Origin of the sequence: Massilia sp. Root418, from assembly GCF_001425265.1 — a bacterium.
Taxonomy (GTDB): domain Bacteria; phylum Pseudomonadota; class Gammaproteobacteria; order Burkholderiales; family Burkholderiaceae_D; genus Rugamonas.
In genome coordinates, this window is the sequence record NZ_LMEC01000001.1 from 112,301 (window position 1) to 132,327 (window position 20,027).

Annotated in this window: 20 protein-coding genes; 13 read left to right on the forward strand and 7 right to left on the reverse strand. The window is 64.4% G+C overall.

Features of this window, described 5'->3' with window-relative positions:
• Nucleotide 1: 1 nt before the first annotated feature.
• Both ASC94_RS00435 and ASC94_RS00440 read right to left on the reverse strand, forming a co-directional pair.
• A complete protein-coding gene (locus ASC94_RS00435; protein WP_056389142.1) occupies nucleotides 2–1,180 on the reverse strand; it encodes a pyridoxal phosphate-dependent aminotransferase in 1,179 nt (392 codons plus the stop codon).
• Between the two features lie 117 nt (nucleotides 1,181–1,297).
• Nucleotides 1,298–1,735, reverse strand: coding sequence for a putative toxin-antitoxin system toxin component, PIN family (locus ASC94_RS00440; RefSeq protein WP_056389146.1), 438 nt, complete (start codon nucleotides 1,733–1,735; stop codon nucleotides 1,298–1,300).
• Between the two features lie 35 nt (nucleotides 1,736–1,770).
• On the opposite strand from ASC94_RS00440, the gene yaaA reads away from it, so the two are divergent.
• A complete protein-coding gene (gene yaaA / locus ASC94_RS00445) occupies nucleotides 1,771–2,541 on the forward strand; it encodes a peroxide stress protein YaaA (protein WP_056389148.1) in 771 nt (256 codons plus the stop codon).
• 90 nt (nucleotides 2,542–2,631) lie between these two features.
• Here yaaA and ASC94_RS00450 read toward each other — a convergent pair whose 3' ends face one another.
• Entirely contained in the window at nucleotides 2,632–3,465 is an 834-nt protein-coding gene (locus ASC94_RS00450) for an outer membrane protein assembly factor BamD (protein WP_082615974.1), read from the reverse strand.
• A gap of 64 nt (nucleotides 3,466–3,529) precedes the next feature.
• Here ASC94_RS00450 and ASC94_RS00455 point away from each other — a divergent pair, with 64 nt between their 5' ends.
• Nucleotides 3,530–4,603, forward strand: a complete 1,074-nt coding sequence (locus ASC94_RS00455; protein ID WP_229417119.1) for an RluA family pseudouridine synthase — start codon at nucleotides 3,530–3,532, stop codon at nucleotides 4,601–4,603.
• Entirely contained in the window at nucleotides 4,603–5,412 is an 810-nt protein-coding gene (pgeF, locus tag ASC94_RS00460) for a peptidoglycan editing factor PgeF (RefSeq protein WP_056389152.1), read from the forward strand. Before ASC94_RS00455 ends, pgeF begins: the two co-directional genes overlap by 1 nt.
• 17 nt (nucleotides 5,413–5,429) lie before the next feature.
• On the opposite strand, the gene ASC94_RS00465 is transcribed toward pgeF, so the two are convergent.
• Nucleotides 5,430–5,648 carry a hypothetical protein gene (locus tag ASC94_RS00465; RefSeq protein WP_056389154.1) on the reverse strand — a complete coding sequence of 73 codons (219 nt, stop codon included), beginning with the start codon at nucleotides 5,646–5,648 and terminating at the stop codon, nucleotides 5,430–5,432.
• 37 nt (nucleotides 5,649–5,685) lie between these two features.
• On the opposite strand from ASC94_RS00465, the gene phaC reads away from it, so the two are divergent.
• The 5 genes from phaC to rimO all read left to right on the forward strand — a co-directional run bounded on the left by phaC (nucleotide 5,686) and on the right by rimO (nucleotide 12,620).
• Nucleotides 5,686–7,428, forward strand: a complete 1,743-nt coding sequence (gene phaC, locus ASC94_RS00470; protein ID WP_056389157.1) for a class I poly(R)-hydroxyalkanoic acid synthase — start codon at nucleotides 5,686–5,688, stop codon at nucleotides 7,426–7,428.
• A 168-nt stretch (nucleotides 7,429–7,596) separates the two neighbouring features.
• A complete protein-coding gene (gene phaR, locus ASC94_RS00475) occupies nucleotides 7,597–8,151 on the forward strand; it encodes a polyhydroxyalkanoate synthesis repressor PhaR (RefSeq protein ID WP_056389160.1) in 555 nt (184 codons plus the stop codon).
• A gap of 95 nt (nucleotides 8,152–8,246) precedes the next feature.
• Nucleotides 8,247–8,636, forward strand: a complete 390-nt coding sequence (locus tag ASC94_RS00480; RefSeq protein ID WP_056389163.1) for a PAS domain-containing protein — start codon at nucleotides 8,247–8,249, stop codon at nucleotides 8,634–8,636.
• Entirely contained in the window at nucleotides 8,633–11,176 is a 2,544-nt protein-coding gene (locus ASC94_RS00485; RefSeq protein ID WP_229417120.1) for a bifunctional diguanylate cyclase/phosphodiesterase, read from the forward strand. Before ASC94_RS00480 ends, ASC94_RS00485 begins: the two co-directional genes overlap by 4 nt.
• Before the next feature lie 46 nt (nucleotides 11,177–11,222).
• On the forward strand, nucleotides 11,223–12,620 hold the full coding sequence (gene rimO / locus ASC94_RS00490; RefSeq protein WP_056389167.1) for a 30S ribosomal protein S12 methylthiotransferase RimO: 1,398 nt from the start codon (nucleotides 11,223–11,225) through the stop codon (nucleotides 12,618–12,620).
• A gap of 68 nt (nucleotides 12,621–12,688) precedes the next feature.
• Here the strand turns inward: rimO and ASC94_RS00495 are convergent, their stop codons facing one another.
• A complete protein-coding gene (locus ASC94_RS00495) occupies nucleotides 12,689–13,366 on the reverse strand; it encodes a hypothetical protein (protein WP_056389171.1) in 678 nt (225 codons plus the stop codon).
• 362 nt (nucleotides 13,367–13,728) lie between these two features.
• Between ASC94_RS00495 and ASC94_RS00500 the strand changes: the two genes are divergently transcribed.
• The 5 genes from ASC94_RS00500 (at nucleotide 13,729) to arr (ending at nucleotide 18,242) form a co-directional block, all read left to right on the forward strand.
• Entirely contained in the window at nucleotides 13,729–14,973 is a 1,245-nt protein-coding gene (locus tag ASC94_RS00500; protein ID WP_157201227.1) for a hypothetical protein, read from the forward strand.
• 57 nt (nucleotides 14,974–15,030) lie between these two features.
• A complete protein-coding gene (locus ASC94_RS00505; RefSeq protein ID WP_056389177.1) occupies nucleotides 15,031–16,197 on the forward strand; it encodes a cystathionine beta-lyase in 1,167 nt (388 codons plus the stop codon).
• Nucleotides 16,198–16,201: 4 nt separating this feature from the next.
• Nucleotides 16,202–16,969, forward strand: a complete 768-nt coding sequence (locus tag ASC94_RS00510) for an APH(3') family aminoglycoside O-phosphotransferase (RefSeq protein WP_056389179.1) — start codon at nucleotides 16,202–16,204, stop codon at nucleotides 16,967–16,969.
• 146 nt (nucleotides 16,970–17,115) lie between these two features.
• A complete protein-coding gene (locus tag ASC94_RS00515; protein WP_056389182.1) occupies nucleotides 17,116–17,769 on the forward strand; it encodes a GNAT family N-acetyltransferase in 654 nt (217 codons plus the stop codon).
• Nucleotides 17,770–17,786: 17 nt separating this feature from the next.
• Nucleotides 17,787–18,242 (forward strand): NAD(+)--rifampin ADP-ribosyltransferase, encoded by a 456-nt coding sequence (gene arr / locus ASC94_RS00520; protein WP_056389185.1) that lies wholly within the window; start codon nucleotides 17,787–17,789, stop codon nucleotides 18,240–18,242.
• Between the two features lie 47 nt (nucleotides 18,243–18,289).
• Here arr and ASC94_RS00525 read toward each other — a convergent pair whose 3' ends face one another.
• Nucleotides 18,290–18,709 (reverse strand): STY0301 family protein, encoded by a 420-nt coding sequence (locus ASC94_RS00525; protein ID WP_056389190.1) that lies wholly within the window; start codon nucleotides 18,707–18,709, stop codon nucleotides 18,290–18,292.
• Nucleotides 18,710–18,787: 78 nt separating this feature from the next.
• The gene (locus tag ASC94_RS00530) at nucleotides 18,788–20,026 is read right to left on the reverse strand and encodes a DUF2252 domain-containing protein (protein ID WP_056389194.1); all 1,239 of its coding nucleotides are present in this window, start codon (nucleotides 20,024–20,026) and stop codon (nucleotides 18,788–18,790) included.
• Between the last annotated feature and the right edge of the window lies 1 nt (nucleotide 20,027).

The following is a 20,027-nucleotide window of genomic DNA, read 5'->3' on the forward strand; positions in this document are numbered from 1 at the left end:
CTTATATGCTGGCCAGGCGCTGAAGCGCCAGGGCCAAGGTGTCGTCCTTCTTCGCAAAGCAGAAGCGGACAATGCCCGATTCCTTGCCTTGCTGGTAAAACGCAGAAACCGGGATCGCCGCCACCTTCACCTCTGTGGTCAGCCATTCGGCGAACTGCGCTTCGGGCATGTCTGAAATGGCGCCGTAGCGCACGCACTGGAAATAGGTGCCGTCGGCCGGCAGCAGCTCGAAGCGGCTGCCCTGCAGGCCGTTGCGGAAGATGTCGCGCTTGCGCTGGTAGAACGCCGGCAGCTCCTGGTAGGGCGCCGGGTCGGCCATGTAGCTGGCGATGCCGTGCTGCGTGGGCGTGTTGATCGAGAAGACGTTGTACTGGTGGACCTTGCGGAACTCCACCATCAGCGCGGCCGGCGCGGCCACGTAGCCTATCTTCCAGCCGGTGACGTGGTAGGTCTTGCCGAAGCTGGACACCACGAAGCTGCGCGCGGCCAGCTCCGGATAGCGGCAGATCGATTCGTGGCGCTGGCCGTCGTAGACCATGTGTTCGTACACTTCGTCCGACAAGATCAGCACATTGCTGCCGCGGACGATGTCCGCCAGCGCTTCCATGTCCGCCGCGCGCAGCACCGTGCCGGTGGGGTTGTGCGGCGTGTTGATGACGATCATGCGCGTGTTGCCGTTGACGGCGGCCTGCACTTTGTCCCAAGGCACGCTGTAGCCGGAGGCGCCCACTTCCATCTGCACCCGCACCGCCACGCCGCCGGCCAGCTCGATGGCGGGCAAGTAGCTGTCGTAGGCGGGTTCGATGACGATCACTTCGTCGCCCGGGTGGACCGCGCACAGGATGGCGGTGGTGAGCGCCTGCGTGGCGCCGGCGGTGACGGTGATTTCGGCGTTGGCGTCGTACAGGTGGCCGTAGTGCGCGGCGATCTTGGCGACGATGGCCTGGCGCAGCACGGGCGCGCCGGTCATCATGGGATACTGGTTGAATCCGGCGCGCATGGCCTCCGCCACCATGTCCACCAGTTTGGGTTCGCAGGCGAAGTCGGGGAAGCCCTGGCCCAGGTTGACCGCGCCATGCTCGGCGGCCAGCGTGGACATGCGGGTGAAGACGGTGGTGCCGACTGCCGGCAAACGGGTGGTCAGGATGGGCGTTGCAGGCGGATTTTGACGGCTGTTCATAGGGCGTGAGCGTAGAGGCGTTCGCTTATTCTAGCGCAGCCGGAGTGCTTAGGTGTTGCTTGGAAGCCCGGTATATTTTGGCGCCCGCGTCAAACGTCGAACGCCAAGCGTCCGGCATCACGCGTCCAGCGACCACGCTTCCGGCACCATCACCTTGAACATGCCGGCCTTAGCCAGGCGGCGGCCCAGTTTCAGCAGCGCCTTGTCCTTGGTGAGCAGGACGTGGGCGCCGGCGTCGCGCGCCAGCTCCAGGAATTTCTGGTCGTCGCGGTCGGTGCAGACCGGCAGCCGCACGCCGGATTCAGGCGGCGCCACCACCTTGATCAGCTGGTCGAAGCGCGCCGCGCTCAGCGGCCTGCTGTTGTCGTCCAGCGGCAGGTGCTTGTAGTGCAGCACCACCAGGTATTCCTCGCGGCAGTCGGCGCGGGTGATGGCTTCCACGGCGCCGCTCTCGATGGCATGCAGCAGCGCGGCCCGGCGCGGATCCTTGAAGACGAACAGGTCGAGGCAGACATTGGTGTCCAGCACGATGCGTTTTGGTGAAACAGGTATCATGTCGGTTCTTGATATGAAGTAAGTATTCTAAATTTATGCTGATAGTGCTTTCGCCCGCCAAAAGTCTCGACCTGGAGACGCCTCCCACCACCAAGCTGCACACCCAACCCGACTTTCTCGACCATTCCGAGCAGCTGATCAACCGCCTGCGCGAGTATTCGCCGGCCGAAATCGGCGAGCTGATGGATATTTCCGACGCGCTGTCCACGCTGAACGTGGCCCGCTATGCGTCTTGGACCAAGGATACGTCCGAAGCGCGCCAGGCCGTGATGACGTTCAACGGCGACGTGTACGACGGCCTGGCCGCCCGCACGCTCACGCCCAAGCAGCTCGATTACACGCAGCAGCGCGTGCGTATCCTGTCCGGCCTGTACGGCATGCTGCGCCCGCTGGACCTGATCCACCCGCACCGGCTGGAGATGGGGACGCGCCTGGCGACGCCGCGCGGCAAGGATTTGTACACCTTCTGGGGCGATACCATCGCCGATGCACTGAACCGCACGGCGGAAGCGCAGGGCGCCGAAGTGCTGGTCAATCTTGCGTCGGAGGAATATTTTAAGTCGGTCAAGCGCGCCAGGCTGGGCATGCCGGTCATTACGCCCGTGTTCGAGGACTGGAAGAACGGCAAGTACAAGATTATTTCGTTCTACGCCAAGCGCGCGCGCGGCTTGCTGGCGCGCTACGCGGCGGTGAAGAATATTACGAATCCTGAAAAGCTGAAGGCGTTCGACGTGGACGGCTATGCCTTCGACAAGCGGGATTCGGACGAGCGCACCTGGGTGTTCCGGCGCCGGGTCGCTGACTGAGCCCGGCGGGTTACGGCGTTCCGCCTAACCCGCCCTACATATGGACGGCGCGCAGGGCGGGTTAGGCCGCAGGCCGTAACCCGCCGCACGTCAACCCCAGAGCTTCCACCACTGGCGCTCTTTTTTCACGCCTTCGTCCAGGAACTTGCTGTTCGGATAGTTCTGCTTGAACACGCGCAGGGCGTCGTCGTGCAGTTGCACATTGCCCATTTTCTCGTAGCCGCGGATCATGATGAACAGCGCTTCCTCGATCGACGGCGAGTCGCGGTAGTCGCTGATCACGCCCATGGCGCGGTTGACGGCCGCCAGGTAGGCGCCGCGGCGGTAGTAGTAGCGCGCCACGTGCACTTCGTACGACGCCATGGCGTTAATCAGATACTTCATACGGTCGATCGCATCCGGCGTATACTGGCTGTCCGGGAACTTGTCGACCAGGGCCTTGAATGCAGCAAAGGCCTCGCGGGTGGCTTTCGGATCGCGCTCGGTGGGATCCTGTTCGTAGATGAAGTTCAGGAAGCCGATCTGGTCATTGAAACTGATCAGGCCGCGCAGATAGTACATATAGTCCACGTTGGCGTGGTTGGGGTGCAGCTTGATGAAGCGCTCCACGGCGGCCAGCGCCTGGGCCTGGTCCTGCGCCTTGTAGTTGGCGTAGGCAATTTCCATCTGGGCTTGCACCGCGTACGTACCGAACGGATAGCTCGATTCCAGCTTTTCAAACAACTGAATTGCACGCTCGTAGTGTCCGCCTGCCAATTCCTCCTTGGCCTCCGAGTATAATTTCGTAGCGGACCAGCCTTTGGTTTCATCTGCCTTTTCCGGCAGCAGGCTGCAGCCGGAAAGGCCAAGCAGTGCGAATGTTGCTGCGGTTGCTGCTACTTTTGCTGCTGCTTTTGCTGCGATAGCCGAATATTTTTTTTGCATGTTGTTTTGCAAGAACGTTTAACCAAGATTGTACAACTGGCTGATTATAGCCGATGGGAATGCTGTGATTTTAACTAATAACGAATTAGACGCCGACTTTGATGCTGAATTCCTGGGCGAAGACGAGGCCGCCGACGCGCTGGCCCCTATCGTACTCGAATTGAGCCCCGAAGCGTGCGGCGAACGCCTCGACAAAGTCATCTCCAAGCTGGTGCCGCAGTATTCGCGCGGCCGCTTGCAGATGTGGATCGAGGACGGCTTCGTTACCGTGGACGGCAAGCCCTCCAAAACCAAGGCCACCGTGTATGGCGACGAAAAAGTGGTCATCCTGCCGCAGCCGGACCAGGAAACCGAGGCCTACAAGCCGGAACAGATGGAACTGGACATCGTCTATGAGGACGAGCACCTGATCGTGGTCAACAAGGCGGCCGGCGTGGTGGTCCACCCCGGCAACGGCAACTGGAGCGGCACGCTGCTGAACGGCCTGCTGCACCACTGCCCGCAGCTGATCGGCGTGCCGCGCGCCGGCATCGTGCACCGCCTGGACAAGGATACCAGCGGCCTGATGGTGGTGGGCAAGACCCTGGCCGCGCAGACCGACCTGGTGCGCCAGCTGCAGGCGCGCACCGTGAAGCGCGAATACTGGTGCCTGGTCTGGGGCACGCCGCAGTCGGGCGGGACCATCAACGCGCCCATGGGCCGCCACCAGAAGGACCGCGTGAAGATGGCCGTGTCCACCGGCCTGGGCGCCAAGCCGGCCATCACGCACTACGAGCGCATTGAATCGGGCGTGCTGGAAGGGCGTCCGGTGAGCCTGGTGCAGTGCCGCCTGTCCACCGGCCGCACCCACCAGATCCGTGTCCACATGGCCCATCTCGGCTTCCCGCTGATCGGCGACTATGTGTACGGCAAGCCGCACCTGACGCACTTCTTCCCGCGCCAGGCGCTGCAGGCGCGCCGCCTGGGCCTGATCCACCCGGCCACCGGCGACGCGTGCGAATGGCGCGTGCCGCTGGCGGATGACTTTGCCGCGCTGCTGGACCAGGTAGGCATCCACAACCCGGGCCTGGACGACGTGGGCGGCGACATCGAGGACGACTATCAGGAAGACGACTTCGACTACGGCGACGACGACTGATGGCCATCTCCCGGCAATCCACCCAATGGCTGCTGCCCGACTGGCCCGGCCTGCCGCCCAATATCGGCGTGCTGGCCACCACGCGGCGCGGCGGGGTCAGCCCCGCGCCGTATGACGACGGCCAGGGCGGCGGCGGCCTCAATCTGGGCATCCACGTGGGCGACCAGCCGCACAATGTGGCGCAGAACCGCGCGCTGCTGGCGGCCGAATTGCCGGACGAGCCGGTCTGGCTGAACCAGGTGCACGGCGTGGAAGTGGTGGACGCCGGCAAAGTCCGTCCCGGCCAGGTACCGACGGCGGACGCCAGTACCGCGCGCGTACCGAACACGGTGTGCGCTATCCTGACGGCCGACTGCCTGCCGGTCCTGTTCTGCGATACCGCCGGCACGGTGGTGGGCGCGGCGCATGCGGGCTGGCGCAGCCTGGCCAACGGCGTGCTGCAGGAAACCACGCGCGCCATGCGCGAGGCGGGTGCGGGCGACATCATGGCCTGGCTGGGCGTGGCCATCGGGCCGGTGCGCTTCGAAGTGGGCAACGACGTGCTGCAAGCCTTCCTGAAGCAGGCGCACCAGGCCGAGGATGCGGACGCGGCCGACGCGCAGGTGCGCGCCGCGTTTGCGCCGATTGCGGGCAAGCCGGGCAAGTACCTGGCGGACATGTACGCGCTGGCGCGCGGCATCCTGCGGCGTGACGGGGTGACCCGTGTGGCCGGCGGGGAATATTGCACGGTGTCGAATTCGGGCCGGTTCTATTCCTACCGGCGCGACGGCGTGACCGGAAGGCAGGCAACTTTGATCTGGATCAAATGAGCTGCTGCCGGCAGGCCTTAGGCTTCGGGTGGCCGTTCGGGGCCCGCTTGCTGTTTTGTGGCGAGTTCCCGGGCGGCGCGCGCACGCTTGCGCCGGCCCGATCCCGTTAAATAGAATAGTATTCCCAATGGCAACACGCAATACAGCGAGAATGTCATGATGCCGGCCACCACCGTCGGTTCGGTGAAGGCCATCAGCAGCACGACGTAGATCCACGCAACAGCGACAATCAGCATAAGCAGTCTCGGTAAAAACTCTTTTTATGGACTAAACATGAAATTGCCCGATCCTCAAGCCTTTGCCTCCAGCTGGATGTCGCAGTTCAGCGATCCCGGCCAGTGGCAATCCTGGTTCAACATGGTGCCGGACGCCCAGTCCAACCCGGTGGGCGCTATCCTGCGCGACGCGGGCGCCACCATCAAGCCTGACACGATCGAGCAACTGAAAAACGAGTACCTCGCGCAATTCGGCGCCCTCTGGCAGGAAGTCCTGTCGGGCAAGGCGCCATCGCTGAGCGACCGCCGTTTCTCCTCGACCGCCTGGCAAAGCAACCCGGTGACCGCTTTCAATGCCGCATCATACCTGCTTAACGCCAAGTTTTTAACCGCCATGGCCGACGCCATCGAGGCGGCGCCGCACCAGAAGCAGAAAATCCGCTTCGCCGTGCAGCAAGTGGTGGACGCCATGTCGCCCGCCAATTTCCTGGCAACCAATCCGGAAGCCCAGCAAAAGCTGGTGGAAAGCAAGGGCGAGAGCCTGACCAAGGGCCTGGCCAATATGCTGGCCGACATGCAGAAGGGCCACATTTCGCTGTCGGACGAATCGGCCTTTGAAGTGGGCCGCAACCTGGCGCTCACGCCCGGCCAGGTGGTCTACGAAAACGAGCTGTTTCAGCTGATCCAGTACACGCCCGCCACCGAGAAGGTGCACGAGCGGCCGCTGCTGATGGTGCCGCCTTGCATCAACAAGTTCTACATCCTGGACCTGCAGCCGGAAAATTCCGTGGTGCGCTACGCGGTAGAGCAGGGCAACACCGTGTTCCTGGTATCCTGGCGCAACCCGGACCAGTCCATGAGCAAAGTGAGCTGGGACGACTACGTCGAACGCGGCGTCATCAACGCGGTCGGCATCGTCAAGGAGATCAGCGGCCAGGACAAGATCAATGCCTTCGGCTTCTGCGTCGGCGGCACCCTGGTGAGCACGGCGCTGGCCGTGCTGGCCGCGCGCGGCGAGCAGCCGGCCGCCAGCCTGACCCTGCTGACCACCTTCCTGGACTTCGCCGACACGGGCGTGCTGAACGTATTCGTGGACGAAACCCAGGTCCAGCTGCGCGAGCAGGCCCTGAAAAGCGGCGGGCTGATGCCGGGGCGCGATTTGGCCACCACCTTCTCCAGCCTGCGTCCGAACGACCTGGTGTGGAACTACGTGCAGTCGAACTACCTGAAAGGCAACGAGCCGGTGCCGTTCGACCTGCTGTACTGGAACTCCGACAGCACCAACCTGCCGGGCCCCATGTTCTGCTGGTATCTGCGCAACACCTACCTGGAAAACAGCCTGAAGGTGCCCGGCAAGCTGACCGTGGCCGGCGAAAAGGTCGACCTGTCCGCCATCGACGCGCCCGCTTTTGTGTACGCTTCGCGCGATGACCACATCGTGCCGTGGACCTCGGCTTACAGCTCGCTGAGCATCCTGAACCCGAAAAAGCCCAAGGCCAACCGCTTCGTGCTGGGTGCGTCCGGCCACATTGCCGGCGTGATCAACCCGGCGTCCAAGAAAAAGCGCAATTACTGGCTCAACGACGAGGCGACGCCGAAAACAGCCAAGGCCAAGCGTCCGGACGCTGAAGCGTGGCTGAGCGGCGCCACCGAGCTGCCGGGCAGCTGGTGGCCGGAGTGGGCCAAATTCCTGGCCGAGCATGGCGGCAAGGACGTCAACGCGCCAGCCCAGGCCGGCAATGCCACCTACCGGCCGATCGAGCCGGCGCCGGGCCGCTACGTGAAAATGAAAGCGGACTGATCGGGAGTAACTTTCTGGTTGCGTTGCAATAAAACACGAAAGATACAAACCTGAACGTGCTGATGAGTTTTTTTCACTCTATAATAGGACTATAAGGCTTGTGAAAAAGCGAACCTGGTTCGCTTTTTTTTCGGATTAACGCGCTGCGGCGCAATACGTGGACTTGTGATGAGTAGTGCAAAAAAAAATGCGGAACGCTTGATCAAGAAATATCCCAATCGCCGTCTGTATGACACGCAGACCAGCTCCTACATCACGCTGACCGACGTCAAGCAGCTGGTGCTGGACAATGAAGAATTCACGGTGGTCGACGCCAAGTCGAATGAAGATCTGACCCGCAGCATCCTGTTGCAGATCATCCTGGAAGAGGAGGCCAGCGGCGTGCCGATGTTCTCCACCGGCGTGTTGGCGCAGATCATCCGCTACTACGGCCACGCCATGCAGGGCATGATGGGTTCCTACCTGGAAAAGAACGTGGAAGCCTTCACCGACATCCAGCGCAAGTTCACCAGCGCCTCGCTGGACGGCAAGCCCTTCAGCCCGGAAATGTGGACCCAGTTCATGAACGTGCAGGGGCCGATGATGCAAGGCATGATGAACAACTACATCGACCAGAGCAAGAGCCTGTTCGTGCAGATGCAGGAGCAGATGCAGAACCAGAGCAAAAACCTGTTCGGCGCCTTCCCCTTCGTGATGCCTGTTCCGCCCACCGACAAGAAGTGACACCCAGCCCGGCCTCGCCGGGTTTTTTTTCGCGCCGCGCCGGGCGGTTGTCGGGCAGCCGTCAACCGTGTCCATCCGTCAAAGCGCTGGAGAGCATGATGAAGCAAGCAGAGGCAGCTTTCGAGGAACCCGGCCTGGCCGGACGGCTGGCGGGCATGGACGATGCGGCGCTGAACGCGCTCGGCTTCGGCGTGATCGCGTTCGGCCTGGACGGCAAGGTGCGGCGCTACAACACGTTCGAGTCGCAGGCGGCCGGCCTGAGTCCGGAGCGGGTGCTGGAGCAGGACCTGTTCAGCGTGGTGGCACCCTGCATGAATAATTTTCTTGTGGCGCAGCGCTTCGACGACGCGCGCGACACCGGCGAGCCGTTGGACGACATCATCCAGTATGTGCTGACGCTGCGCATGCGGCCGACCAAGGTGCGGCTGCGGCTGCTGTGCGCGCCGCAGGCCGAACTGGCCTATGTGCTGGTACAGCGCTTGTGAGCGCGCAGGGGCAAGGGCCAGCGCAAGACCAGCAGGAGCACGAGGCGCTGCTGCAATTTCTGTACATGGCGCCGGTGGGCCTGGTGCAGCTCGCGGCCGACGGCACCATCCTGATGCTCAATCCGCTCTCGGCACAGCTGCTGATGCCGCTCAGCGCGGACGGCGCCCTGGCCAACCTGTTCGATGCGCTGGCGCCGGTGGCGCCCGGGTTGCGCCAGCAGTGCGCGGCCTACGCGCCGGCGCACGGCCTGGTGTGCGATGCCAGCCGGCTCCAGCTGCGCGGGGGCGGCGCCGGCGATGGCCCGCAGGTGCTGTCGCTGACCATGCTGAAGCTGGATGCCGGGCGCCTGATGGCGGTGCTGAGCGACGTGACCGCGCACGAGCTGCGCGAGCGCCAGCTGCGCAAGACCAGCGCCTGGCTGGACGCCATCATGCACACGATCACGGACTATGCCCTGGTCAGCCTGGACCAGCTGGGGCGCATCGAGTCCTGGAATGAAAGCATCGGCAGGGTGACCGGCTACGACGCCGCCGCCGCGCTGGGACAGCCGTACACACTGTTCTGCGCCGGCGGTATCCCGCCCGGGCAACAGCAGGAAGGCCTGCGCGAAGCGGACGCCAAGGGCTGGACGCTCGACCAGGGCTTGCGGCGGCGCGCCGACGGCAGCCAGTTCTGGGCCAGCTCGATGATCTCGCCGCTGCCCGGGCGCGGCCGGCAGGGGGAGCGCGAGCCGGCCTATTGCATGATCATTCGCGACATGACCGAGCCTGCGGCGGCCGCCACCGAGAGCGACGACGCCTACGAAACGCTGATCCAGTTCCTGTACCGGGCCCCGGTGGCGCTGATACAGCTGCAGCATAGCGGCGAGATCGAGATGCTCAATCCCATGGCGTCGCAGCTGCTGATGCCGCTCGCGCCGGACGGCGACCTGGGCAATCTGTTCCAGGTGCTGCAGCCTTACGCGCCGGACTTGCCGCAGCTGTGCGCCGGCTTCGTGGGCGAGCATGGCGTGGTCTGCGAAGGCAAGCGTATCGGCCTGCGCGCGGAAGCGGGCCGCACGCAGCAAGGGCCTGAGGTGCTGTCGCTTGGGCTGCTGAAGGTGGACGGCAGGCGGCTGATGGCGGTGCTGCTGGACGCGACGCATGAGGTGATGCGCGAACAGCGCACGCTGGCCAGCCGCCTGGCCAGCGCCGCCCGGGTGGACGTGCTGACCCGGCTGCCCAACCGCGCAGGTGCGCTCGATCTGCTGCGCAATATGGCGCAACGGGCGCGCCTGACGGCGGGCGACCACGGCGCGGTCATGTTCATCAGCCTGGAGCGGTTCAGGCTCATCAACGCTACTTTCGGCAACGACGTGGGCGACCAGGTGATGGTGCTGGTGGCCGAGCGTTTGCGCGCCACGGTGCGCGGCAGCGGCCGCGTTCCCGGGGCGGCAGGCGCGGCGGAGGTGGCGGCGCGGGTGGGCGGGGACGAATTCGCGGTACTGCTGGACGGCCTGCCCGATGCCGCCGCGGCCGAACGCATCGGCAGCCGCCTGCTGGACCGGCTGGGCAAGCCTTACCGGGTGGCGGACCACGACCTGGCCTGCACCTTCAGCATCGGCATCGTGATGCTGGAGCAGGGCGGACAGGACGCCGACGGCTTGCTGCGCGACGCGGCCATCGCCGTGGCGGCCGCGAAGGCCCAGGGCGGGGGGCGCTGCGTGCTGTTCCAGCGCCGCATGCGCGAGGAGGCGGTGCTGCGCGGCGGCCTGGAAGCCGACCTGCGCCTGGCGGTCGAGCGCGGCGAATTGTTCACCGTGTACCAGCCGGTGGTAGGGCTGCTGGCCGACGGCCTGATCGACCGCTCCGCTGGCGTGGAAGCGCTGGTGCGCTGGCGCCATCCGGTGCGGGGCATGGTGGGACCGGTGGAGTTCATCGGTATTGCCGAGGATTGCGGCCTGATCGACGCCATCGGCGAGCAGGTGTTGGCCATGGCCTGCGGCGACTTCGTGCGCTGGCAGGCGTTGCTGGGCGAACGCGCCCCGCGCCTGCTCGCGGTGAACCTGTCGCGCGCGCAGCTGAGCCAGCAGGACCTGTGCGGCAAAGTGGCCGCGATCCTGACCGCCACCGGCATGGCGGCGGAACAGCTGCAGCTGGAGATTACCGAGAGCCTGGCCGCGCAGGGCCAGGACATCCAGGCGCAGCTGCTCGGCCTGAAGGCCATGGGCATCAAACTGGCGCTGGACGATTTCGGCACCGGCTATTCCTCGCTCTCCAGCCTGCACCTGCTGCCGGTGGACACGGTGAAGATCGACCGCTCCTTCATTACGCTGGCGGCCACCAGCCGGCACCACGAAGTGCTGATCGAGGCCACCGTGAAGGTGGCGCGCAGCCTGGGCATGAACACGGTGGCGGAAGGGATCGAAACGCCGCAGCAGGCGGCAGTGGTGTCGGCGCAGGGCTGCGACAAAGGCCAGGGCTATTTGTTCAGCCGTCCCATTTCCAGCGCGGCCATCGAAGAATGGCTGGGAGCGGAAGGCGGTAATTCATGGCAATAGGGTATAATGTTCGATTGGTCTGAACTTTGATTGCTCTTCTATTACCATGCAAGAAATCTCCCGTATTCCCAAGGCTGCAACCGCAGCGGCACCCACCGGCACCGCTCCCAAGGTCGGATTCGTTTCGCTCGGCTGCCCCAAGGCGCTGGTTGACTCCGAACAGATCCTGACCCAGCTGCGCGCCGAGGGTTACGAGACTGCCAAGTCCTACGACGGCGCCGACCTGGTGATCGTCAACACCTGCGGCTTCATCGACGCGGCCGTGCAGGAGTCGCTGGACGCCATCGGCGAAGCGCTGGCCGAAAACGGCAAGGTGATCGTCACCGGCTGCCTGGGCGCCAAGAAGGACAGCGACGGCAACGACATGATCAAGACCATCCACCCCAAGGTGCTGGCCGTGACCGGTCCGCACGCGCTGGGTGAAGTGATGGCCTCGGTCCACCACCACCTGCCGAAGCCGCACGAGCCCTTCATCGACCTGCTGCCGCCGCAGGGAGTCAAGCTCACGCCGAAGCATTACGCCTACCTGAAAATTTCCGAAGGCTGCAACCACCGCTGCAGCTTCTGCATCATCCCGTCCATGCGCGGCGACCTGGTGTCCCGTCCCATCGCGGAACTGATGCTGGAAGCGGAGAACCTGTTCAAGTCCGGCGTGAAGGAACTGCTGGTCATTTCGCAGGACACCTCGGCCTACGGCGTGGACGTGAAGTTCCGCTCCGGCTTCTGGAACGGCCGTCCGATCAAGACCCACATGACGCAGCTGACCGAAGCGCTGGGCGAACTGGCCAAGTCGTACGGCGCCTGGATCCGCCTGCACTATGTGTACCCGTACCCGCACGTCGACCAGATCATCCCGCTGATGAGCGGCGGCCACGTGCTGCCTTACCTGGACATCCCGATGCAGCACGCGCACCCTGAAGTGCTGAAGCGCATGAAGCGTCCGGCCAGCGGCGAAAAGAACCTGGACCGCATCCTGGGCTGGCGCGCCATGAACCCCGAGCTGACCATCCGCTCCACCTTCATCGCCGGCTTCCCCGGCGAGACCGAGGCCGAATTCGAATACCTGCTGGACTTCCTGAAGGAAGCGCAGATCGACCGCCTGGGCTGCTTCGCCTACTCGCCGGTGGAAGGCGCCACCGCGAACGAGATCGCCAACCCGGTGCCGGAAGAAGTGCGCGAAGAGCGCCGCGGCCGCGTGATGCTGCTGCAAGAGGAAATTTCGCGCAAGCGCCTGCAGGCCAAGGTCGGCAAGACCGTGCGCGTGCTGATCGACGAGTTGACCCCGAGCGGCGCAGTCGGCCGTTCCGCAGCGGATGCGCCGGAGATCGACGGCGTGGTCTATGTGAAAAAGCCGTACGAGCCGCACAAAAAGCTGAAAGTGGGCGAGTTCTTCGACGTGGAAATCACCCGCGCGGACGCGCACGACCTGTGGGGCGACGCCTGACGGTCACCAGCTGTCGCGGCGCAACGCCACATGAAGACGGGCCGCAGACGCGGCCCATTTTTTTTGGCTCATTGCGGAGTTTTGGGATGCTGTTTCGCAGCGCGGCGCTTGCGGCGGCTACCGCGTCCCGAGCTGCGCTTCTTATCCGTGCCTTTTTTCGCTGCCGCGCTGCGCGGCAGGCTGCCGGCATGCTGGGTGTGCGGCCGTCGCACGCTTTCGGCACTCAGGCCGTCAGCGGGGCGGGTGGCCGGCTGGCGCGTCTGCGGCAGATTCTCTTTTTCCTGCAGCGGGCGATCGGCCTGCACCGGGTCGCCGAGCAAACGCGCGATGGCCGCTTTCCGGGCGGACCGGCAGACATCGGCGAGCAGCCATTCGTCACTGCCGGGGAAGCGCAGCCAGATGGCTTTCCAGGCATTGCGATTGCCGCTGCCGTGCAGATTCGCAAAGCATGACGGCGACACGGCGTGCTCGCCGTACTTGATTTGCGCCCCCTCCACCGTGGCGTAGTAGGGCTGCTTGCCGAAGCTGGCGCGCAGCCTGGTGCCTTCAGGAAGAAAGACCTGCTTCCATTGATAGCCCGCCTCGGATGGCGCAGCCGGCTGCTGTTGCTGCTGGGCTGCCGGCGCACTGATGTAGTTGTCAATGGCCTCAAGGATGAAGGGTTCCATGGCATACGTATCGGACCACCAGTTGCCGGTAAATTTACCCAGCGCTTCAAGCATCTTGACAGGGACGAAGACCGGCATTGTAGGGGTGGACATGGGGGACCTCCTAAAAATGGGTTTTACTAAGCGCTGCTAACTCCTGCTAAGCCTTACTACAGCGCGCTATTGCTTACTAAAATTGCGATGCGGAACACTAAGCGGCACTTGATTTTTGCCGCCCATATTCGTTAGACGCGTTTAGTACTGTTCAGTTCCCGCTTAGCGGAAAAACCTGCGAAATATCGATGAATATCGCGGTTTAGTAGTGGGTAGCAGGTTTTAGTAAAAACCGAAAAAAGGACGACACGCCCTCCCTTTCGTCGAGGTCCAATGTTGGTCTTCCGCAAAGGTGAAGGGCTTTTTACCGGTATGCTGTTGTATCGATGGCTGATTGGGGGATGACCATGGATTTTGAAACTGCGCAAGCGCTCCACGACGTCGCTATGGCTGACGATCGTGTACAGGCCGCCGAGGCATTCAAACGGCATCTGACGCGGCTGAGTGACTGGCGCGTAGTCTATGCGGACGACAGCGCCGCAAGCAGGCTGCAGACCCGGCGATGCAAATTCCCCGTTGAAGGCTGCGCGTCATCGCTTTTTCGCGGCACCTCCTTGTGGCTGATCGATGCGGATGTCGCTCAGCGTCGCCAGGCGGCGGCCTTCTTTTGCGGGGCCGGCACGTATCTGGACTCAAATGCTGCCAGCGTGATCCGGTCGATTGCTTACCATGAACAGCCGGCGCCCGAACTGCTGGCAAAGGGGCGCATGCTGGGGGAGTTCGTAGGGTTGGGCGTCACGGCCAATCCTTTTCTGTACCTATGGGAATCTCAGCGTCACTGGACGGGTAAAACCATCGAGCGATGCCGCCAGGCGTTTGCGGCCAACCACGCGCTGGGACTGGCGCGGACGCTGCCCGACCTGGCTTGGGGCCGGCAGTTCCGGGCGGCGCAGCGGCAGGAGGCGGAGGCTGTGGCGGATGCCTACCTGGCCGATTTCCAGCGGCAGCTCGATAGCGGCCTGGGGTGCGAAATTAATGAGATTGTCGAGTTGATTGAAGCAGTCCTTACGCGCGCCAAGTTCCTCGAATATTCGTCGCGCAAATCGCCGCAGCACAAATTGAATGAGCTGATCAGGTTTATGCACGAAGAGCTCTCGACCATCATGACGCGCGAGCTCATTGTGTGCGCGGATATACTCGGCACGGCCCCCCAATCCCGCCTGTCGCAAAAGTTGAAGGGTGTGCGCAACGGCGCTGATCCTTTCGCTCTGTTGCGAAACTGCGCTTGGGACCTGTTCCTGCCAAGGGCACTGGACATGCTCGCCGGCGCTGACCCGGTGGACGGCCTCGACTTTTACCTGCCGCACATCATCACCTTCGATGCCGACGTGGCCGATATCCTGCGGCTGACCGAGCTGCGAGCCGTCGCGCTGCATCGGGAGTCGCGGGCGGTCTATCCGTATTTTGATATCGATCCAGCTGCGTGGCTGTCGGGCCAGGTCGGCGAAAAGCGCAGCGCGGCGCTGGAACCGTTGTTTGGCGCAACCGCTTACGGCCAGCGGCAGGGGCGCCGCGACGGGGCGGACGTCCGGCGCATCCTGGCGTCCGACCGGGTGCGCCTGCAAGCGCTGCTCGATGGCGTCCGCACATGAGAGATCAGCGCGTATCGGTCTGCGGCTTTTAGCATGGCATGTGTTTATAATTGCAGGATGAATACCAAAATAGCCCAACAGACTGCCCTGATCCACACCGACTACGAAGCGCCGTCCGGCTTTGCTGCCTTCCCGACCGCCATCCACCATGCCTCCACGGTGCTGTTCAAGAACGTGGCGGCGCTGCGCTCGGGCGAGTGGAAAGAGAAGAACGCCTATACCTACGGCCTGCATGGCACGCCCACCACCTTCACGCTGGAGGCGCGCCTGGCCGAGATCGAGGGCGGCTTGCACTGCCTGCTGGCGCCGAGCGGCCTGGCGGCCATCGCCATGGTGGACTTCGCGCTGCTGAAAAGCGGCGACGATGTGCTGCTGCCCGATAACGTCTACAACCCGAACCGCGAGCTGGGGCGCTGGCTGGCCGATTTCGGCGTCAGCGCGCGCTACTACGATCCGCTGATCGGCGCAGGCATCGCCGCGCTGATCCAGCCGAACACCCGGCTGGTGTGGACCGAGGCGCCCGGTTCGGTCTCCATGGAAGTGCCGGACCTGCCGGCCATCTCCAAGGCCGCGCACGAGAAGGGCGCGCTGGTGGCGCTGGATAACACCTGGGCCGCAGGGCTGGCGCTGCGCGGCTTCGAACTGGGCGTGGACGTGGTGATGCAGGCGCTGACCAAGTACCAGTCCGGCGGCTCGGATGTGCTGATGGGCGCCGTGATCACACGCGACCGCGCCGTGCACGACCGCATCTCGCAGGCGCACATGCGGCTCGGCATGGGCGTGGGCGCGGACGACACCTATCTTGTGCTGCGCGGGCTGCCGACCATGAAGCTGCGCTTCGAAGCGCATGACCAGGGCGCGCGCAAAGTGGCCGCCTGGCTCAAGACCCGGCCGGAAATCACCAAGGTGCTGCACCCGGCCTTCGATGACTGCCCCGGCCACGACATCTGGAAGCGCGATTTCACCGGTGCGGGCGGCCTGTTTTCGGTGCTGTTCGACGAGCGCTACACCGAAGAGCAGACCGACCGCTTCGTCGACGAGCTGAAACTGTTCGGCATCGGCTACAGCTGGGGCGGCGCCAACAGCCTCGCCGTGCCGTACCGCATCCAGGCCATGCGCCAGGGCTGGACGCACGGCAAAGGGATACTGGTGCGCTTCAACATCGGCCTGGAAGATGCGGACGATCTGATCGCCGACATCGCGCAAGCGCTCGGTAAGTTGTAAGCGTATGCGTCCGCCTGCCATTGCCGGTTTCATCGGGAACGCTGTCCTGCGGCGCGACAAGATAGGCGAATCGCCCTGCCAGGTTCACAGCTTCAAGCGGGGGAATGAGCTGTTCTTCCTGAAGGCCTCCCCGGCCGTGTATGCGCCCACCACGTATAGCGTGCAGCGCGAAGCCGCCATCCTGCGCTGGCTGTCAGGGCGCCTGAACGTGCCCGAAGTGGTGCTCACCGACAGCAGCGACAGCCACGAATACATGATCATGCGGGCCGTACCGGGCGTGCCGCTGTCCGCGCGCATCGACGCCGGCCAGCCGGTGGTGGAGCTGTTCCGGGAAGCGCTGCGCCAGGTCCAGTCGGTGCCGGCCACCGACTGCCCGTTCGACGCCGGCGCCCACCTGCGCCTGCGTGAACTGGACTACCTGCTCGGCAAAGGACTCATCGACGAGGACTATGATCTTGAACCGTGGCCGGGCCTCGCCACACCGCAGGATCTGGTCGCGCGCCTGCACGCGACGGTGCCGCAGGAAGACCTGGTCTTCGCCCATGGCGACCTTGGCGACAGCAACGTTTTCGTCGACAAGCACGACCAGCTGCACTTCATCGACTTCGGCCGGGGCGGGCTGGCAGACCGCTGGATGGACATCGCCTTCGCGCACCGCAACCTGCGGGAAGACGTATCCGACGAGGCGGCGGCGCAGCTGCTCCTTGGCCTGGGCATCCCGGACGCCCCCGCGAAACGGGAGTTCTTCGAACAGCTGGATGAACTCTTCTAGGGAACGGTGCGCGCTTTTACGGGGCGCGCGGCCAGGCCAGCAGCGTCCTGCACCCGGGCATGCGGCTCTGGAATGATCGGAACGGCGCCTGCGCGGAATTGTGGAAAATGCTACGCTTGCACGCATGCATTTTTGAGGAATCGCCAATGGAAATGTCCGAGATGGATTTGCCCCTGCTGGAACGCTGGTTGACGGGATGGAGCTTGTCGCGCGGTGTGCCGCCGCCAGTGAAGGAAAACGGAGGCTTGCGCGTTGAAGTCGGCATGCCGCTGCAATTGCGCCGTTATGTGTTTCTGGACGCCGGCCAGGCCTTGCAGGCGTGTGCCGACCGGATTCATGCTCCGCACATCTACCTGAAGGCGCCGGTCGATCCGGCTGTACTGCGCGCCGCGCTGCCTGCGCGCTGGACGGTGGAAACGCCGGGCTATTTGATGCAGGGGCCTGCCTCGATGTCCAGGCAAGCGGCGCTCCCGGCAGGATATACCGTCGAAACGTCCGCTGAGCATGGCGCCAGGCTCGTGCGGGTGTTACACGCGAACGGCGAGCTGGCTGCTTCCGGCCGTATCACGCTGGATCGGGGCACCGGGGTATTCGACCAGATCGTCACCTCCGAATCGCATCGGCGCCTGGGCTTGGGAACGGTCGTCATGCAGGCGCTGGATGCGCTAGCCAGGCAGGCCAACGTGACAGAGCGCCTGCTGGTGGCCACGGAAGAAGGCCGCAGCCTTTACACCGGGCTGGGTTGGCAACTGCTCGCGCCGTGGGCCACGGCCGTGCTGCCGGCACCGGCGCAAACTTAACTGCAGGAGAGCGCACGATGAGCAATCCAGACTGGACCCCGGTCACGCATGAAAGCTGCGGCAACGTAAAAGGGCCGTTCTACCACGGCACCAAATACCGGCTCGACATCGGCGACCTGCTGGTGCCGGGTTTCGCGTCCAATTTCGAAGAGGGGCGGATCTCGAACAATGTCTACTTCTCCGCCTTGATGGAGCCGGCGGTCTGGGGCGCGGAACTGGCCACTTCACTCGCCGGAAGCGCAGACCGCGGTTACATCTACATCGTGGAGCCCACTGGCCCCTTCGAAGACGATCCCAACCTCACAAACAAGCGCTTCCCCGGCAACCCCACGCAGTCCTACCGCACACGCCACCCCGTGAGAATCGTCGGTAAAGTGGAGGACTGGGCAGGGCACCCGCCGGAGGTGCTCCAGCAAATGCTCAATGGCCTCAAAGAAAAAATGCGCCAAGGCCTGGCGGCGATAGAAGACTGACGCTGTACGGCTGAGCCGATTCGAGGCTATACGAGTGGGAGCAGGCCTTAGGAGCACGTGAGCGACTGCAAATGCCCCGGCGGCGGGCCGTCGGTCTGGTCGTAGCGGGCGATGCAGCGGGACAGGCGGGTGTCGAGCTTGCGGGCCAGGACCACAGTGGTGTGGCGGTACGCGCAGCCGATCCAGAACTCGGGAGCTTGCTCGTGCCTGATGCGCCATTGCGCGATCAGGCTCTTGCCCTTGGCGCTCTCGTCGGGGGTGACCTGTACCTCGTCGCTGGGATGGCCGGAGAACAGCTGGGCGTGTTCCAGCTTGTATTCTGCGGCGCCGCCCACCGGTTCCCAGCCGTCGGCCGTGGTCACCGTGGTGGAGGCGAGTATGGCGGGCGGGCACACGATGACTTCCTGTTGTGCGTGCGCGCCGCCGGCCGCCAGCGTGGCGCAGAGCAGTGCGGCTGCGTGTTTCATGTCGCCTCCCGGTTCCACGAGAACTTCCATGGTAGAACGCACCGGGCGGGTGCGTGTAGACCGAGATCAATCTACGGTTCAGTACATGGGCTCACCCCGTTCCAGCGCTTCCTTGAAGGCCTGCCAGTCCTGCCGCACTTTGGCGGCGTAGCTGTCGGCAAAGCGGGTCAGCTCGGCGATAAAGCCGCTGCGGCTGGTGACGGCGTCGCTCACCGCCTTGCCGATGCCGACGTTGACCAGCTGCGCGCCGTGGTCCCGATCGGCCCACGCATGGGCGGACGCGAGCGCCATGCCGAGGATGGCCGCAGCCTTGTTGAGCTCCGCAGCGCTGGCAATGCCGTCGTACTTGAAGTCCTTGTCCGTGGGCGCTTTTTCGTGCACGTGGAAAGGCATGCCGGCGATGGTGGCGTAGCCGGTCAACACGTCGGCGTCATGCTGCATGGCGCGCTGGGCGCGGGCGATGCGCTGGCCTTCGTGGCCGCCATAGGACGCGGACGGCAGCGCGCCGGGATTGGCAACCTCCACTGCGCTCGGAACCGCCTGCTTCAGTTCGAGCACCACCTTGCCGTCGTCCGTGCCGTGCAGCAGCGCGTAGTAGCGCAGCTTGCCCAGGCTACCCATGCCCGCGCCCAGGCGCTGGCGCACGTCCAGCACCTGGTAATAAGCGACCGCCTTGCGGTGGGCGGGGGCGATGCGGCTCACGTAGTCCGGCATGGCTGCGGTCACCGCGTCGCGGACGGCGTCCGCCACCGGCCGCGTGTCCGGACCTTTGAACTTGGCCAGGAACTCCTTGCGGTCCGCCTTGGCGGCCTTCTTGATGGCTTTTTGCACCAGGCCGCTGGTGTTGTCGGCCGTGAGGCGGAATGCCGGCCCGTCGCCGCCGGCTTCGAATCCGGCCAGGCAGTCGAGATAGCCGGTGGCCATGGCGGCGATGGCGGGGCGGCGTTCCGCCGGTTCGATATCGCTGGCGTAGCTGGCGAGCAGCAGGCTCGCCGCCAGGCGCTGCACGTCCCACAGGTACTGGCCGACGTAGGCTTCGTCGAAATCGCTGAGGGCGAAGACTTCGGCCCCCGCGGCATCGCGCATGGCCCCGAAATTTGCCAGGTGTACGTCCCCGGCCAGCCAGCAGCGTCCGGTCTGCGCATTGGTGTACGGCGAGGGCGGCAGGGCCGCCATATCGGCGTAGTACAGGTGCGCGGTGGCGCGGAAGAAGGGGAAGACGTCTTCCTTCATCCGGGCGATCTTGGTCACCAGGTCGGTGCTGTTGGTTTCCCGGAACTGCCGGTTGTGCTCCAGAATCTGCCGGGCGACCGTCATC